Origin of the sequence: Aliihoeflea sp. 40Bstr573, from assembly GCF_024105655.1 — a bacterium.
Taxonomy (GTDB): domain Bacteria; phylum Pseudomonadota; class Alphaproteobacteria; order Rhizobiales; family Rhizobiaceae; genus Aliihoeflea.
In genome coordinates, this window is sequence record NZ_JAAAMH010000011.1 from 1 (window position 1) to 15,307 (window position 15,307).

A 15,307-nucleotide genomic window follows, 5' to 3' on the forward strand; every position below is an offset into this window, starting at 1 on the left:
AGTACGGCTCAATCCGGCGCATCTGCGCCGCCGTCAGCATCAGCAAATCACTCAAGGCAGCACCTCCTGCCACCTTGAATCACCCAACAGCCATCAACTCAACAAATTAATGGGTCCTGACCCTAGCTTGACCGTCGTCGCAATCGTGTCAGCATCGCCCCTCAAACGTGGGAGGAAGCGATGGACTTCGCGGGTATCAACTATCTCGCCGTCCTGCTGGCGGCTATCGCCGGCTTCGTGTTCGGTGCCGGATATTACGGCGTCCTGTCGAAGGCGTGGATGAAGGCCGGCCGGATCGACCCCGTGCAGGCCAAGCCCGGCGCCGCGATCCTCGGCATCACGTTCGGCGCGGAGCTTGTGATGGCCTGGGCTCTGGCCGGAGTGATCGGCCATCTGGGCACGGGCGAAGTGACGCTCGCCAACGGCATCGTCTCGGGATTTTTCGTCTGGCTCGGCTTCATGGTGACGATCATGGCGGTCAACCACCGCTACCAGTCCTATGGCTGGGACCTGACCGCCATCGACGGCGGCCACTGGCTGGGCGTCGCACTGATCATGGGCGCCGTCATCGGCTGGTTGAGCATCGGCGACCCTAGCGTGTCACCGTCATGACGGTACGCGACGAAAGGCGCGGCAAGAGCCATTGCATGTCGCGCGGATGGATCGCCACGCAGCCCTCCGTCGGCGCGTAGCCTGGCCGGGCGAGATGGAAGAAGATTGCGCTGCCCATGCCGCGCCGGCGCGGTCGGATGTTCGCGTCGAGCACGATCACGACGTCGTAGAGGTGGTCGTCGCGCCGCATCCGCTCTGCGCTGGCCGGATAAGGGAGGGGGACGGGGCGGTTGTAGTTGCGGTCGCCGGCCGCGTCGCACCAGCCGTCGCCGGGCCGGAACGGATCGAGCGCGAGGCGGGAGACAAGGCGGCGCGGATGATCGCGGCGCACGAAGGCGGAAAGGAGCCGCATGGACCCGAGCGGCGTCGCACCGTCGCCTTCGCGTTTGATCGAGCGGATGCCGCCCTTGCCGAGTGCGCAGCGCAGGACCCTGTTTCCGACGACGAGCAGCCCCTGCCTCTGGTCGCCGGGCCGGGGCCGCACTACCATATGCCTGACAGCGCGTCCTTTTTTCGCCGCACCGCCATTGCACTCACGGTTTTTGGAGTATGATCGATTGCTCAAGCAAATCACCGTGAGAGTCTTTCCAGACCTACCTGCCCAGCCTAGAGCGATAGGCGAAACCGCCAGATATCTCAACAAGATGGACTGAACGATGACGTCACGCACCATTCTCATCGTCGACGACGACAACGACCTGCGCGAAACGCTCGCCGACCAGTTGTCGCTCTACGAGGAGTTCGACGTGCTGCAGGAGCCGACCGCCGCCAAGGGCGTGCACACGGCGCGCAGCGGCATCGTCGACCTTCTGATCATGGATGTCGGCCTGCCGGATATGGACGGCCGCGAGGCGGTGAAGATGTTGCGCAAGGGCGGTTACAAGGCGCCCATCATCATGCTGACCGGGCAGGATACGGATTCCGACACCATCCTCGGCCTCGAAGCCGGCGCCAACGACTACGTGACGAAACCCTTCCGCTTCGCCGTCCTCCTGGCACGCATTCGCGCCCAGCTTCGCCAGCATGAGCAGAGCGAAGACGCCACCTTCAATGTGGGTCCCTACGTCTTCAAGCCGAGCCAGAAGCTCCTGACCGACGCCAAGGGCGGCAAGATCCGCCTGACGGAGAAGGAGGCTTCGATCATCAAGTATCTCTACCGCGCGGACAAGAAGGTCGTCACGCGGGACGTGCTGCTCGAGGAGGTGTGGGGCTACAATTCGGGCGTCACCACGCACACGCTCGAAACGCACGTCTACCGCCTGCGCCAGAAGATCGAGCGCGATCCTTCCAATGCCGAAATTCTTGTGACAGAAAGCGGCGGATACAAGCTCGTGCCCTGATTTCGGGCACTGACGCACTGCCGCTGCCGATGGGGGTCGGCGCGCGCAGACGGGGACGCCGATGGCCTTGGACGACGACATTCGCATTCTCTCGGGCGTGGAGCTTTTTACCGGCTTCACGTCGGAGCAGTTGCGCCTGCTCGCCTTCGGCGCCGAAAGCCTGCGCCTCGCAGCCGGTCGCGTCCTCTATCGCGAAGGCCAGTCGGCTGAAAGCGGCTATGTCGTGACCTCGGGGACGGTGGCGCTCTATCGCGAGCACGATGGCGAGCGCGTGACGCTTGCTCAGGTCGGCCCCGGCACCATGCTGGGCGAACTCGCGATCATCGCCCCCACCAACCGCCTGACCGGCGCGCTGGCGACGAGCGACGTCGAACTGATCCGCCTCAACCGCACCCTCTTCCGCCGCATCCTCACGGAATATCCCGAGACGGCGGCATTATTGCACCAACGCATCACGGACAATCTGGGGACGCTGTTGGCGGATATCCAAAGCTTGGCGCCGCGGTTTTCGGAGTAGTTTTTCCCGAAGGAGACCCCCACCCTTTATCCCTCCCCACAAGGGGGAGGGAGTCGCAGACGTTGCGCATTTTTCTTCAAGATCGTGCTTGGCTGATGGATAAGGCACAACGTCAATGCCCTCCCTCCCCCTTGTGGGGAGGGATAAAGGGTGGGGGTCCCCCTCGAAAAACTACTCCAGTTCAAACCGCGCGATCACCGGCACATGGTCCGACGGGCGCTCCCACCCGCGCGCCTCCTTCAACACCTCGATCGACGAGAGCTTGGCAGCGAGGTTGCCTGACGACCAGACGTGGTCGAGCCGGCGGCCGCGATTGGACGCTTCCCAGTCCTTCGCGCGGTAGCTCCACCAGGTGTAGATTTTTTCCGGTTCGGGGATCGCCTGCCGCATCAGATCGACCCAGTTGCCGGCCCGGCGCATCGCTTCGAAGCTCTCCGTCTCGATCGGCGTGTGGCTGACGACGTTGAGAAGCTTGCGGTGCGACCACACATCGGCTTCCAGCGGGGCGATGTTGAGGTCGCCGACGAGGATCGACGCAGTCGCCTCGTCGCTCGTCGCCGGAACGCCGTGCATCTCCGAGACGAAGTCGAGCTTGTGACGGAATTTCGGGTTGATGCCGGGGTCCGGCTCGTCGCCGCCGGCCGGCACGTAGAAATTATGGACGAGAATCTTGTGCCCACCCGCCTCGACATTGGCGGCAAGGTGCCGGCAGTCGCCCATGGCGCAGAAATCACGCTTCTCGACGATCTCGAGCGGGCGCAGCGAGATGGTCGCGACGCCGTGATAGCCCTTCTGCCCGCTGATCTCGATATGCTCGTAGCCAAGCGCGCGCAGCGCCTTCAGCGGAAACAGGTCGTCCGGGCATTTGGTTTCCTGCAGGCACAGGACGTCCGGCCTGTGGGCAGTCAGGAACTGCTCGACGAGTGGCATGCGCAGGCGCACGGAATTGATGTTCCAGGTGGCGATGGAAAACGGCATGGATGAGTTGGGCCTGAAATGAAGAATGCGGCTGGACCCTGCCAGCCGCATCCGTCGAACTCAAGCTCAGGCGACGAGAACCGGCCTTGAACGCCGCTCGTCCACAGGTCAGCGTTCGGGCGAAACCATCTCGTTGATACGGTCGTAGTTGATCGCGAAGACCGAGCGGTCGAAAGTGACGCCCGACTGGACGTTGTAGATCATCACCGTCGTGTCTTTGCCCTGCGCATCGCGGATCGTCCACTGCTTCAACTCGTAGCTTTGCGGGTCGAACATCATGGTGATGGTCGAATTGCCGAAGACCGAGCGGTCGGCGAGCGTGATCGTGGTGGCATCGGCCTCCTGTCGCACGTCCTGCACCTTGCTGCCCGAAAGGTCGATGCGCTCGTCGAGCAGCAGCTTCAGCGGCGTCGACGACAGCGAATAAAGATCCGCCGTATTCATCCGCGCATTCTCGAGCACGACCGACGTGCCGTCTGCCGTCACCTTGAAGGTCGACGGATTCTCGTAGTTGAAGCGCACCTTGCCCGGACGCTCGATGAAGAACTTGCCGCCGGTCTGCTCGCCGCCCGGACCGAACTGCACGAAGTCGCCCATCATCGTCTTGACCGAGGAGAAATGGTCGGCGATTGCCTGCGCCTCGGCGGGCTGCGCCAGCGCCTGGCCACCCTGCGGCAGGGTGCTGGAAGCCGCGAAAAGCGCGGCACCCAGGCTGAGTGTTAGCACGCCGCGGCGGGTCTTCGAACTGGATATTGCCATTCTTGAAACTCGCGAAATCATCTGTGTTGCCCTCGACTGAAGCCGATAACGCGCCAGTGGGGCTTTAGTTTGGCCGTGCGCGCGCCAAATTTGTCACGCGTCCTGAGCGCCATCAGTAGGTCTCTTCCTCGGTCGGCACCAGGATCTCGCGCTTGCCGGCATGATTGGCGGGGCCGACAATGCCTTCCTGCTCCATCTTCTCGATGATCGAGGCGGCTCGGTTGTAGCCGATGCCGAGACGGCGCTGGATGTAGGACGTCGACGCCTTGCCGTCGCGCAGCACGACTGCGACCGCCTGGTCGTAGGGATCGTCCGAATCGTCGAAATTGCTGTTGCCGCCGCCGGATTTGCCCGACGAACCAGCCCCGCCTTCGTCTTCCTCGTCATCCTCGGTGATCGAATCGAGATATTCCGGCACGCCCTGGAGCTTCAGGTGAGCGACGACCTTCTCCACCTCGTCGTCGGCGACGAAGGGGCCGTGGACGCGCTGGATACGGCCGCCGCCGGCCATGTAGAGCATGTCGCCCATGCCAAGAAGCTGCTCGGCGCCCTGCTCGCCGAGAATGGTGCGGCTGTCGATCTTCGACGTCACCTGGAAGGACATGCGGGTCGGGAAGTTGGCCTTGATCGTGCCGGTGATGACATCGACCGAGGGGCGCTGCGTCGCCATGATGACGTGGATGCCCGCTGCGCGCGCCATCTGCGCGAGGCGCTGCACGGCGCCCTCGATGTCCTTGCCCGCGACCATCATCAGGTCGGCCATCTCGTCGATGATGACGACGATATAGGGCATGCGCTCCATTTCGAGCGTCTCGGTTTCGTAGATCGCCTCGCCCGTCTCGCGGTCGAACCCGGTCTGGACCGTTCGGCTGATCTGCTCGCCCTTCTTTTCCGCCTGCGCCACACGCTGGTTGAAGCCGTCGATGTTGCGCACTCCGACCTTCGACATCTTCCGATAGCGGTCCTCCATCTCGCGCACGGTCCATTTGAGCGCGACGACGGCCTTCTTCGGATCGGTGACGACGGGCGTCAAGAGATGCGGGATGCCGTCATAGACGGACAGTTCCAGCATCTTGGGATCGATCATGATCAGGCGGCACTCGTCCGGCGTCATCCGGTAGAGAAGCGAGAGGATCATCGTGTTGATGGCAACCGACTTGCCCGAGCCGGTGGTGCCGGCGACGAGGACGTGCGGCATCTTGGCGATGTCGACGATGACCGCCTCGCCGTTGATCGACTTGCCGAGCGCGAGCGCCAGCTTCGCCTTGGTCTGGTCGAAATCCTGGCTGGCGAGGATTTCGCGCAGATAGACCGTCTCGCGCTTGGCATTGGGCAGTTCGATGCCGATCGCGTTGCGGCCGGGCACGACGGCGACGCGCGCGGCGATGGCGCTCATCGAGCGCGCGATGTCGTCGGCAAGGCCGATGACGCGCGAAGACTTGATGCCGGGCGCCGGTTCCAGTTCGTAGAGCGTGACGACCGGACCGGGGCGGACCTGGATGATCTCGCCCTTCACGCCGAAATCCTCCAGCACGCCTTCGAGGATGCGCGCGTTCTGAGCGAGTGCATCCTTGGAAAGCGAGGCGTCGCGCGCCATCGCCTTCGGCTCGGAGAGGAATGCAAGGTCCGGCATCTCGAAGCCGTTCGAGACGGCTGCGCGCGCGCTCGAAACGCTCGGCATGGGACGCGGCGCGGCCTGCTCGACCCGCGCCGAGGCGGGCGGCGAAGCCGGGCGTGCCGCCTGAGCCCGGCGCGCAGCGATCTCCTGCGGGGTCGGCACGGGCGTGTCGGGGTCAAGGTCGTCCTCGTCGAGGCCGATATCGTCAACGTCGAAGGGCGGCTCGATCGAGGGGGCCGCAGCCCGCGCGGCCGGTTCGAAGCCGGGTTCGACGCGGCCTTGCGGGCGAGCCGGGCGGTTCTCGATCTCGTCCAGCGCGTCGAGCGTGTCGTCGCGGTGGCGCGTGCGGGCGGCAAGCGCCCCGCCGCCATGGCGACGCAAGAACGCCTGCGCCGAAAGCCACATATGGGCGACCGCGCCGAGCGCCAGGAACCGGCCTTCGGTGCCCTCCTCGTCCAGGTCGTCGTCCTCGTAGTCGTCTTCGTCGACCTCTTCCTCGACCGTCTTGCGGGCAAGCTTCTTGCGCTCGACCGGCTTGGCGGTAAGGGCGTTGCAGGCGACGTAGAGCAATGCGCCGGCAGGAATGAAGAGAAGCGATGCGGTGACGAAGCCGGCAAGGCCGCTTGGATAGGCGCCGATGAACTTGCCCGGCAAGGCCAGGACGATATCGCCGAAGACGCCGCCGAGGCCGGACGGCAATGGCCAGGTTGGCGGCGCTTCCATGCAGCCTATAATGCCCGCGCCAAGCGCGGCGGCGCCGAACCAGGCGAAGGCGCGCTTGCCGGGCTGCACGATGCCGCGGCCAAGAACCAGCCCGATCGCCCACACGATGGCCGGCACCAGCGCGACGACCGAGCCGAGCCCGAAGAACTGCATCAGGAGGTCGGAGACGACCGCGCCCGGATATCCGGCAGCATTGGTTACGGGGTTGCTGGTCGCGTGGCTGAAGCTCGGGTCGGCGACGTTCCATGTCGCCAGGCTCGCGACGATCGCCGCCACACCGACGAGGATCGCAGTGCCCGCCAGCTTGCGCACCTGCCGGCGCAGGAAGCCGGTGAAACCGCTTTCGCCCTCGTTCAATGTGAGCGCGTGTGACTGCGAACGCATGGCTGACCCCGTAATGCCCGTCGCGCCGCGTGATCGGCGCCAGATTCGCCCGACGCTAGCGGCAGGGGGTTAAGGCCGCATTAACCATGGGCGGAAAGGATGCGGGCGAGGCGCGATCCGCCGCGCCCGTCCACAATTTGCTACAGATAGCTCTGCCGCCTACTCCGGCAGCGCGGCGATGAAGGCCTTCACCACGGCGGCCGAATTGTCCGAGGCGACCTGCATGAAGGTGCCCATCTCGTTTTCGCCCTCGCCGCCACCGGCAAGGTCGGAGAGCGAGCGAAAGGCGATGAAGGGCACGTCGTTGGCGTAGGCGACATGCGCGACCGCCGCGCTTTCCATGTCGAGGACCTGTGCGTCGAAAGTCTCGAAGACGTATTCGCGGAAATCGGCATTGTCGACGAAGGCCTGACCGGAAACGCCCTTGCCGCCGACGACCACCGAAGGCGCCTTGGAAAGGCACGTCTGGTCGACGCAATCTTCCAGTTCGATCTCGTCGGCCACCTTGCGCGCGGTTTCCAGGAGGGTGGCGTCGACGGGAAACCACTGCCGTTCCTCGATGCCGTCCTCAGCGCGCGCGATGTCGACCGGCCGCGGGAAGATCATGCCATAATTGGGAAGCTCCGTCGGCAGGAAGGAAGGCGGCGCGAAGGTGCCGTCGGTCTCGCGGGCGAACACGGCCTCCAGATACTGGCTCCATTCCTCGGCGACCACGACGTCGCCCACGGTCAGCGCCGGATCGACGCCGCCGGCGATGCCCGAGAACACGATGTTCTCGATCTCGAAATGGTCAAGCGCCATCTGCGTCGTCATCGCCGCATTGACCATCGACACCCCCGAGAGAAACAGCACGATCGGCTTGTCCTCCAGCGTGCCGGTAACGAAGGCGGTGCCGTTGATGAGGTGATCTTCGCGATCCTCGATCATCTCCTGAAGGAGCGTCCATTCCGGCTGGAAGGCGGAGATGACGGCGGTGCGCGCGGTCTGGTCGACAGGCGTCGCGGTCTGGGCGGCCGCGGCGGCAGTGGTCGCGGCCAGCGCGAGAAGCGTGTTGCGGATCATTTCAAATCTCCGGTTCGAAAAAAGGAAAAAAGGGGCCCGGCGAACCGGGCCCCAAAGTTGCAATGCCGGAGGTCCGGACATTGCGACGGGATTGGATGACGATCAGCGGATCGTCGCGCCCGGGAATTCCGGATAGGCTTCCACGCCGACCTCGGCCTTGTCGAGGCCCAGATACTCGGCTTCCTCGGAGGGGCGCAGGCCGATGACGGCCTTGAGGATCAGCCAGACGACCGCGCTGGTCACGATCACGAAGATCGCAACGACGACGATGCCGTAGAGTTGGGTGACGAGGCTTGCTTCGGCATTGGTGAAGACAACCGCGATCGTGCCCCAGATGCCCGCGAGAAGATGGACCGGGATGGCGCCGACGACGTCGTCGATCTTGAATTTATCGAGGAGCGGCACCGAGAAGACGACAATGACGCCGCCGATCGCACCAATCAGCGTGGCCGAACCGAGGCCCGGCGTCAGCGGCTCAGCCGTGATCGAGACGAGGCCGGCGAGCGCGCCGTTGATGACGAATGTCAGGTCGACCTTCTTGTACAGGAGCTGGGTCAGGATGGCCGCCGCCAGTGCGCCGCCGATGGCGCCGGCATTGGTGTTGGCCATGACGCGACCGACATCGGCGATGTCGCCGATCGTGCCCATGGCAAGCTGGGACGCGCCGTTGAAGCCGTACCAGCCCATCCACAGGATGAACATTCCGAGCACGCCGAGCGGCATGTTCGAGCCCGGCAGAACGTTGACCGAACCGTCGGCATTGTACTTGCCCTTGCGCGCGCCGATGATGAGCGCGCCCATAAGCGCTGCCCAGCCGCCGACCGAGTGGACGACCGTCGAGCCGGCGAAGTCGAGGAAGCCCGCTTCGTCGAGGAAGCCGCCGCCCCACTTCCAGGAAGCCTGGATCGGGTAGATCAGCGCGGTCAGGAACAGAGTGAAGGCCAGGAACGGCCAAAGGCGCACGCGCTCGGCAACGGTACCGGAGACGATCGAGGCGGCGGTGGCGCAGAACATCACCTGGAAGAAGAAGTCGGCGCTGACCGACGCATAGGTGAGGTCGACGCCGTCCGCGCCCACTGCGACGGGCTCGAGCACCGCGATGCCGAATGCGCCGAGCACGCCGGCCATGGTCCAGGCGTCGCCCGGATACATGATCTGATAGCCGATCAGGTAGTAGGCGAAGCAGGCCAGCGAATACATCGTGATGTTCTTCAGAAGCTGCATCGACACGTTCTTGGTGCGAACGAAGCCGGCTTCCAGCATGGCAAAGCCCGCTGCCATCCAGAAGACGAGAATGCCGCCGATGAGCATCAGCAGCGAGTTGAGGATGAACTGGGTGTGCTGGGCGGCTTCGCCCGCAACCACTTCGGCTGCCTCGGGGGCCGCCTCCTGCGCGCCAGCCGGCAGCATGGTCAGGCCGGTCAGCGCGAGTGCCCCAAGCACAGGTCGCGCGAGAGCCAGGTAATTCCTGTTGGTCATGATTTTCTCCTGAGAACTTTGCCGGGCCTTAGAGCGCGTCGGTATCGGTTTCGCCGGTGCGGATGCGCACAGCCTGCTCGATGCCGTAGACGAAGATCTTGCCGTCGCCGATCTGGCCGGTCTTGGCTGCCGAAGAGATCGCCTCGACGGCCTTGTCGACGAGTTCGGCGCCCACGGCGACCTCGATCTTGATCTTCGGGAGGAACGACACGGCGTATTCGGCGCCGCGATAGATTTCAGTGTGCCCCTTCTGGCGACCGTAGCCCTTCACTTCGGTCACGGTCAGGCCCTGAATGCCGACCGCCGTGAGCGCCTCGCGCACCTCGTCGAGCTTGAACGGCTTGATGATAGCCATCACGATTTTCATAAGCTTTCGCCCTTTCCCTGCGGTCCCCCGCCGTTGCGTGACATCGCCGGCCGGCCGTGCGAGCTGACGATCAACCAAAAGGGAATCAAGTCGCGTGCCAAATGGCGCGCGAGCCGCAATCAGGGCTTGAATGGGGCGTTGGCGGCCTGCAAAAATTGAGCAGCCGCTCAATAATTACTCAATTTTGCAGAACAGCGCCAGTTTTGCCTATTTTTTAGGCTGCGTCTTGACGCGAACGAGTCCTTCCTGCGCCACTGAAGCGATCAGCCGCCCGTCGCGGCCATAAAGAAAGCCGCGGGTGAACCCACGCGCGCCAATCGCGTTCGGGCTGTCCTGGCTGTAGAGCAGCCAGTCGTCCAGCTTGTGCGGGCGGTGGAACCACATGGCGTGGTCGAGGCTCGCCATCATCAGGTCCGGGTCGAAGCCGGTGCGGCCATGCGCGAAGGTCGAGGTGTCGAGCAGGGTCATGTCCGAGAGGTAGGCGAGGATCGCCGCCTGCAGCGCCCTGTCGTCCGGCACGTCGCCCGAGGTGCGCACCCATACGCGCTGCTGCGGCGGCAGCTTCTTGCGCGTGGTGTAATGTTCGAGGACGACCGGCTTGATTTCGAGTGGCCGCTCGCGCGCCCAGAATTTGCGGATCGCTTCGGGTACGTTGTCGCCCATCATCTCGATGAGTTCAGTCTGGGACTTCAGCGTCTCCGGTTCGGGCACGTCGGTCGGACCGTCGATCTGGTGCTCCAACCCCTCCTCCTCCGCCTGGAAGGAAGCTTCGAGCGAGAAGATCGCATGTCCGTGCTGGATCGCGACCACGCGCCGCGTCGTGAACGAGCCGCCGTCGCGGATGCGGTCGACCTCGTAGATGATCGGCACGGACGGGTCGCCCGGCCGCATGAAATAGCAGTGCAGGGAGTGGACGTGGCGCTCGGCCTCCACCGTGCGCTGCGCGGCGACGAGCGCCTGGCCGATCACCTGTCCGCCGAAAACGCGCTGCCAGCCGGCCTGGGGACTGCGACCACGATACAGATTGTGTTCCAGCCGCTCGAGATCGAGTATGGACAGAAGTTCCTGCATGGCAGTCGTCATGTTGAAATCCTCCGGCGAAGGCCGACATTCCTGAAGATGCGCGGTTTGCACCAGCTACGCATCGCGAAGTCAAGAAGACAGGCATTTGGCCAGACAGCATTTGGAAGGACCGAGCCATGGTTGAGGATACGAAACAGCGCGCGGTCGACATCGTGATAGCTGGCGCGGGCTATGTCGGCCTGGCGACGGCGGTCTCTATCAAGGCCGCGCGGCCCAACCTGTCGGTGCTGATCGTCGATGCGGCGCCCGAGGGCGTCTGGGAGCGCGACACCCGTGCCTCCGCCATCGCCGCAGCAGCGACGCGGATGCTCGACCAGCTCGGCTGCTGGGCCGAGATCGCACCGGGCGCACAGGCGATGACCGAGATGATCGTCACGGATTCGCGCACCTCCGACCCGGTGCGCCCCGTCTTCCTGACCTTTGACGGCGAGGTTGGCCCCGGCGAAGCTTTCGCCCACATGGTCGCCAACAAGAATCTCAACGGCGCGCTGCGTCGCCGCGCCGGCGAACTTGGCGTCGTGATGCGTGAGGGTGTGGGCGTCACGGGCTTCGCCACGCTGCCGGCCGCAACCCTCATCGATTTCGCCGACGGCACGAGCGTCGAGGCGCGGCTGCTCGTCGCCGCCGACGGCGTCAAGTCGCGCCTGCGCGACATGGCCGGCATCCGAACGGTTCACTGGGACTACGGCCAGTCCGGCATCGTCTGCACCGTCCGCCACGAGCGCCCGCATCATGGCCGCGCCGAAGAGCACTTCCTGCCGGCCGGCCCCTTTGCCACCTTGCCGCTCGCGCCCGACGAGGAAGGTAACAACCGCTCGTCGATCGTGTGGACCGAGCGCACCGACGACGCCGACCGCCTCGTCGCCGACGACCTGATCGTCTTCGAGCACGAACTCGAGCAGCGCTTCGGTCTCGAACTCGGGGAGATTCATGTCGAGGGCAGGCCCCGCGCCTGGCCTCTCGGGCTGACGCTCGCGCGCGACTTCGTCAAGCCGCGCTTTGCGCTGGTCGGAGACGCTGCGCACGGCATTCACCCGATCGCCGGCCAGGGACTCAATCTCGGTTTCAAGGACGCCGCCGCCCTTGCCGAAACGGTGGTCGAAGCCGACCGGCTCGGCCAGGACATTGGCGCGCTCGACGGTCTCCAGCGCTACGAGCGCTGGCGCCGCTTCGACACCGTGCAGATGGGCGTGACGACGGACGTCTTGAACCGTCTGTTCTCCAACGACATCGCGCCTGTTCGCGCCGTTCGCGACATCGGGCTCGGCCTCGTCGAGCGGATGCCGCGCCTCAAGGAGTTCTTCATCCGCCAGGCCTCGGGCCTGTCTCCCGCCGCCCCGCGCCTCCTGCGCGGCGAAGCCATCTGAAAATCCAGGACGTCACATGAGCCTTGAAAGCGTGCGCGCGTTTCTCGCCGAGAACGCCCCCGACATTTCCGTCATCGAAACCGAGCAGAGTTCGGCCACCGTAGCGCTCGCGGCCGAAGCCCATGGCGTCGAGCCCGACCAGATCGCCAAGACGATCTGCCTGCGTGTCGGCGAAGAGGCGATGCTGATCGTCGCCTCCGGCCTTTCTCGGCTCGACAACCGCAAGTTCAAGGACCGCTTCGGCGGCAAGGCGCGCATGCTGCCGGCGGACGAGGTGGTGGAGGTGACCTCCCACCCTGTCGGCGGGGTCTGCCCGTTCGGCCTGCCCTCCGCCCTGCCCATCTACTGCGACGTCTCGCTGCAGAAATTCGACGAGGTCGTGCCCGCCGCCGGCGCCACCAACGCCGCGATCCGCCTGCCGACCGATCGGCTGGTCACGCTGACGGGCGCAGAATGGATCGACGTCTGCCAATAGTGCTGCCATGCACTGGAAACCGCCGTTGCGGCTCCTAGGTTGAGGGACAACACCAACCACTCCCAAGGAGAGCAACATGAACAGGCACGCAACGGCAATCTGGCAGGGCGCGCTCAAGGATGGCTCGGGCACGCTCGACATGCAGAGCGGGGCATTCTCCAAGCAGCCCTATTCCTTCAAGGGCCGCTTCGAGGACGAGAGCGGCAAGTCGGGCACCAATCCGGAAGAGCTGATCGCCGCCGCCCACGCCGGCTGTTTTTCCATGCAGCTCTCGCACCTTCTGGCGGAGAACGGCACGCCCGCCGAAAAGCTCGACACCAAGGCGACCGTGACCTATGGCCCGGCTTCGGGCGGTGGCTTCGAGATTACCGAAAGCGCGCTCAAGCTGTCCGCGAATGTGCCGGGCATCGACGAGGCCAAGTTCAAGGAACTGGCCGAGAAGGCCAAGACCGGTTGCCCCGTCTCCAAGGCGCTCGGTGCGATCAAGGTCACGCTCGACGCGCAACTCGCGTAATTAACTGATCAGCGCGCCGATCTTGACGCAAGGGAACGTCTATTTCCCTTGCGTCTTCGCAACCAAAGAACCGGGCATTTCTTCTAGACTGTTGCGCATGTAACAACCGGGAGGAAACGCCATGTTGCAGGCCGACAAACCCACCCAGCGCCCCATTTTGCGCTCCACGCTCGAACTCACCGACATCACCGACGACGCCAAGCTCCTGCCCGGCTTCGACGGTCATGAACGCATTGTGCTTGGCCGCGACGAGACGCGCGGTTTGATCGCCATCGTCGCGATCCACAATACGAAGCTTGGCCCCGCGCTCGGCGGCACGCGCGTTTGGAAGCACGAAAGCCTTGAAGCCGCGATCACCGATGCGCAGCGGCTCTCGCGCGGAATGACCTATAAATCCGCCATCGCCGGCATGCCATTCGGCGGCGGCAAGGCCGTCATCCTCGCCAATGCGAAGACGGACAAGACGCCGGGGCTCCTCGAAGCCTATGCGGAGATGCTGGCCGAACTCGACGGCGACTACTACACGGGCGAGGATGTGGGGCTGACGCTCGCCGACGCGGACTTCCTGCGCGCGCGCACCCCCAACGTCACCGGCACCACCATTGGCGGCAGCGAGAACCCCTCCCCCGTCACCGCTCATGGCGTCTTCCTTGGCCTCAAGGTAGCCGTGAAGCACCGCTTCGGCCGCGACGATCTCGCCGGTCGGCGCATCGGCGTGCAGGGACTTGGCTCGGTGGGCCGCCGGCTGTGCGAGGAACTGCACGAGGCCGGCGCAAATCTGGTCGTCGCCGACATCGACCAGGCGCGCGTGGAACGGGCCGTTCGCGATTTCGGCGCAACAATGCTTGCCTCCGACGCCTTGGCCACAGCCGATCTCGACGTGTTTGCCCCATGCGCGCTCGGCGGAGTCATACATGCCGGCATGATCGATGCCATTCAGGCCAAAGTGATCGCCGGCGCCGCCAACAACCAGCTTGCGAACGAGGACGACGCCGCGCTTCTCGCTGGACGCGGCATTCTCTACGCGCCCGACTATGTCATCAATGCCGGCGGCCTGATCAATGTCGCCAGCGAACTTTTGCCCGGTGGGTATGTGCGCGCCCGCGCGATGGAACTCGTCGAGACGATCCCCGCCACGCTAGTGGACATCTTCGCCCGCGCGGACGCCGAAAAGCGCCCGACCAACGCGATCGCCGAGGAAATCGCCGACGAGCGCATCGCCGCCCGCCACTGATTGCCCGGCCCCGAGGGGAATCGGCCGGAAGATCGGAAAAGCGACACCGGCCGGGCAATCACCTAGCTGCCCTTGATGCCCGCCATGGCTTCGGAGCCCCAGACCTCCCTTACCCGATTGTCTCGCCCGCAGGCGCTACGGTAGTAGCGGTAACGCAGCGGGTTCTTGGTGTAATAGTCCTGGTGGTATTCCTCGGCCGGCCAGAATTGCGGCGCAGGCACGATCTCCGTCGCCAGTTGTACGCCGCCGAGCGCTTGCGCTGCTTCCGATTTCGCATTCCGAGCAGCGGCGAGCTGCGCATTGCCGACCGCGTAGACCGCTGTCGAGTATTCGTGGCCGCGATCGCAGAACTGCCCGCCGCCATCGGTCGGATCGACCGAGCGGAAGAAGGCGGACAGCAGCGCCTCGTAGGAAACCCGCCCCGGATCGTAGACGATCTCGACGGCCTCGCGGTGGCCAGGATGGTTCTCGTAGGTCGGGTTCGCGTTCTGTCCGCCAATATAGCCGGACGTCGTCGAGATGACGCCGCCAACCTTGTCGAAGTCGGATTCCACGCACCAGAAGCAGCCGCCGGCGAAGACCGCCCGCTCAGTATTCTGGGCAGACGCCGGGATGGCAGTGAAGGCTAGGGTGAGCGCGAGCGCCAAAGTGCGAAGCATGGTCGTCCTCCGGGATGAGGCGAAGGAACGTAGCGCCACACCCGCCAGTTTCAAATCAAGGCTGCGGGAAGAAGGCGTGATCTGGCACACGCAGTCATCCCGACCGCAGCCGCGCGGAGCGGCGAAACCTTTCCGG

The 15,307-nt window shown here is 64.8% G+C and carries 16 protein-coding genes; 7 read left to right on the forward strand and 9 right to left on the reverse strand.

The annotated features are described in order from the left end of the window. The first annotated feature begins 180 nt into the window (after window positions 1–180). Complete coding sequence (locus GTK01_RS13995; protein ID WP_252926719.1) at window positions 181–612, forward strand: DUF1761 domain-containing protein; 432 nt, start codon at window positions 181–183, stop codon at window positions 610–612. Here GTK01_RS13995 and GTK01_RS14000 read toward each other — a convergent pair. After that, the gene (locus GTK01_RS14000) at window positions 593–1,102 is read right to left on the reverse strand and encodes a L,D-transpeptidase (protein WP_252926722.1); all 510 of its coding nucleotides are present in this window, start codon (window positions 1,100–1,102) and stop codon (window positions 593–595) included. The genes GTK01_RS13995 and GTK01_RS14000 overlap by 20 nt on opposite strands. A gap of 166 nt (window positions 1,103–1,268) precedes the next feature. On the opposite strand from GTK01_RS14000, the gene GTK01_RS14005 reads away from it, so the two are divergent. Further along, on the forward strand, window positions 1,269–1,952 hold the full coding sequence (locus GTK01_RS14005) for a response regulator transcription factor (protein ID WP_252926724.1): 684 nt from the start codon (window positions 1,269–1,271) through the stop codon (window positions 1,950–1,952). 61 nt (window positions 1,953–2,013) lie between these two features. Then, on the forward strand, window positions 2,014–2,469 hold the full coding sequence (locus GTK01_RS14010; RefSeq protein ID WP_252926726.1) for a cyclic nucleotide-binding domain-containing protein: 456 nt from the start codon (window positions 2,014–2,016) through the stop codon (window positions 2,467–2,469). A 171-nt stretch (window positions 2,470–2,640) separates the two neighbouring features. Here the strand turns inward: GTK01_RS14010 and GTK01_RS14015 are convergent, their stop codons facing one another. The 7 genes from GTK01_RS14015 to tesB form a co-directional block, all read right to left on the reverse strand. Continuing rightward, window positions 2,641–3,447: an exodeoxyribonuclease III gene (locus GTK01_RS14015; RefSeq protein WP_252926736.1), complete on the reverse strand. Its 807-nt coding sequence runs from the start codon at window positions 3,445–3,447 to the stop codon at window positions 2,641–2,643. A 108-nt stretch (window positions 3,448–3,555) separates the two neighbouring features. After that, window positions 3,556–4,206, reverse strand: a complete 651-nt coding sequence (locus tag GTK01_RS14020) for an outer-membrane lipoprotein carrier protein LolA (protein ID WP_252926746.1) — start codon at window positions 4,204–4,206, stop codon at window positions 3,556–3,558. A 112-nt stretch (window positions 4,207–4,318) separates the two neighbouring features. Further along, window positions 4,319–6,931, reverse strand: coding sequence for a DNA translocase FtsK (locus GTK01_RS14025; RefSeq protein ID WP_252926748.1), 2,613 nt, complete (start codon window positions 6,929–6,931; stop codon window positions 4,319–4,321). A 159-nt stretch (window positions 6,932–7,090) separates the two neighbouring features. Then, window positions 7,091–7,993, reverse strand: a complete 903-nt coding sequence (locus tag GTK01_RS14030; RefSeq protein ID WP_252926749.1) for a 5'-methylthioadenosine/S-adenosylhomocysteine nucleosidase — start codon at window positions 7,991–7,993, stop codon at window positions 7,091–7,093. A gap of 102 nt (window positions 7,994–8,095) precedes the next feature. After that, entirely contained in the window at window positions 8,096–9,472 is a 1,377-nt protein-coding gene (locus tag GTK01_RS14035) for an ammonium transporter (RefSeq protein WP_252926751.1), read from the reverse strand. A 28-nt stretch (window positions 9,473–9,500) separates the two neighbouring features. Continuing rightward, the gene (locus tag GTK01_RS14040; RefSeq protein ID WP_252926754.1) at window positions 9,501–9,839 is read right to left on the reverse strand and encodes a P-II family nitrogen regulator; all 339 of its coding nucleotides are present in this window, start codon (window positions 9,837–9,839) and stop codon (window positions 9,501–9,503) included. 207 nt (window positions 9,840–10,046) lie between these two features. Continuing rightward, entirely contained in the window at window positions 10,047–10,922 is an 876-nt protein-coding gene (tesB, locus tag GTK01_RS14045; RefSeq protein WP_252926758.1) for an acyl-CoA thioesterase II, read from the reverse strand. Between the two features lie 116 nt (window positions 10,923–11,038). Here tesB and GTK01_RS14050 point away from each other — a divergent pair, with 116 nt between their 5' ends. The 4 genes from GTK01_RS14050 (at window position 11,039) to GTK01_RS14065 (ending at window position 14,512) form a co-directional block, all read left to right on the forward strand. Beyond that, window positions 11,039–12,289, forward strand: a complete 1,251-nt coding sequence (locus GTK01_RS14050) for a ubiquinone biosynthesis hydroxylase (RefSeq protein ID WP_252926760.1) — start codon at window positions 11,039–11,041, stop codon at window positions 12,287–12,289. Window positions 12,290–12,305: 16 nt separating this feature from the next. Next, entirely contained in the window at window positions 12,306–12,764 is a 459-nt protein-coding gene (locus tag GTK01_RS14055; RefSeq protein ID WP_252926763.1) for a YbaK/EbsC family protein, read from the forward strand. A 76-nt stretch (window positions 12,765–12,840) separates the two neighbouring features. After that, window positions 12,841–13,278, forward strand: coding sequence for an OsmC family protein (locus tag GTK01_RS14060; RefSeq protein WP_252926767.1), 438 nt, complete (start codon window positions 12,841–12,843; stop codon window positions 13,276–13,278). 121 nt (window positions 13,279–13,399) lie between these two features. Continuing rightward, window positions 13,400–14,512, forward strand: coding sequence for an amino acid dehydrogenase (locus GTK01_RS14065; protein WP_252926768.1), 1,113 nt, complete (start codon window positions 13,400–13,402; stop codon window positions 14,510–14,512). Between the two features lie 62 nt (window positions 14,513–14,574). On the opposite strand, the gene msrA is transcribed toward GTK01_RS14065, so the two are convergent. Continuing rightward, a complete protein-coding gene (gene msrA, locus GTK01_RS14070; protein WP_252926771.1) occupies window positions 14,575–15,171 on the reverse strand; it encodes a peptide-methionine (S)-S-oxide reductase MsrA in 597 nt (198 codons plus the stop codon). Between the last annotated feature and the right edge of the window lie 136 nt (window positions 15,172–15,307).

Coding starts and splice junctions, on each gene's coding strand:
- GTK01_RS14005 (WP_252926724.1), top strand. CDS start 1,269: ATGACGTCACGCACCATTCTCATCGTCGACGACGACAACGACCTGCGC.
- GTK01_RS14000 (WP_252926722.1), bottom strand. CDS start 1,102: ATGGTAGTGCGGCCCCGGCCCGGCGACCAGAGGCAGGGGCTGCTCGTC.
- GTK01_RS14025 (WP_252926748.1), bottom strand. CDS start 6,931: ATGCGTTCGCAGTCACACGCGCTCACATTGAACGAGGGCGAAAGCGGT.
- GTK01_RS14040 (WP_252926754.1), bottom strand. CDS start 9,839: ATGAAAATCGTGATGGCTATCATCAAGCCGTTCAAGCTCGACGAGGTG.
- GTK01_RS14010 (WP_252926726.1), top strand. CDS start 2,014: ATGGCCTTGGACGACGACATTCGCATTCTCTCGGGCGTGGAGCTTTTT.
- GTK01_RS14020 (WP_252926746.1), bottom strand. CDS start 4,206: ATGGCAATATCCAGTTCGAAGACCCGCCGCGGCGTGCTAACACTCAGC.
- GTK01_RS13995 (WP_252926719.1), top strand. CDS start 181: ATGGACTTCGCGGGTATCAACTATCTCGCCGTCCTGCTGGCGGCTATC.
- GTK01_RS14030 (WP_252926749.1), bottom strand. CDS start 7,993: ATGATCCGCAACACGCTTCTCGCGCTGGCCGCGACCACTGCCGCCGCG.
- GTK01_RS14060 (WP_252926767.1), top strand. CDS start 12,841: ATGAACAGGCACGCAACGGCAATCTGGCAGGGCGCGCTCAAGGATGGC.
- msrA (WP_252926771.1), bottom strand. CDS start 15,171: ATGCTTCGCACTTTGGCGCTCGCGCTCACCCTAGCCTTCACTGCCATC.
- GTK01_RS14050 (WP_252926760.1), top strand. CDS start 11,039: ATGGTTGAGGATACGAAACAGCGCGCGGTCGACATCGTGATAGCTGGC.
- tesB (WP_252926758.1), bottom strand. CDS start 10,922: ATGACGACTGCCATGCAGGAACTTCTGTCCATACTCGATCTCGAGCGG.
- GTK01_RS14055 (WP_252926763.1), top strand. CDS start 12,306: ATGAGCCTTGAAAGCGTGCGCGCGTTTCTCGCCGAGAACGCCCCCGAC.
- GTK01_RS14015 (WP_252926736.1), bottom strand. CDS start 3,447: ATGCCGTTTTCCATCGCCACCTGGAACATCAATTCCGTGCGCCTGCGC.
- GTK01_RS14065 (WP_252926768.1), top strand. CDS start 13,400: ATGTTGCAGGCCGACAAACCCACCCAGCGCCCCATTTTGCGCTCCACG.
- GTK01_RS14035 (WP_252926751.1), bottom strand. CDS start 9,472: ATGACCAACAGGAATTACCTGGCTCTCGCGCGACCTGTGCTTGGGGCA.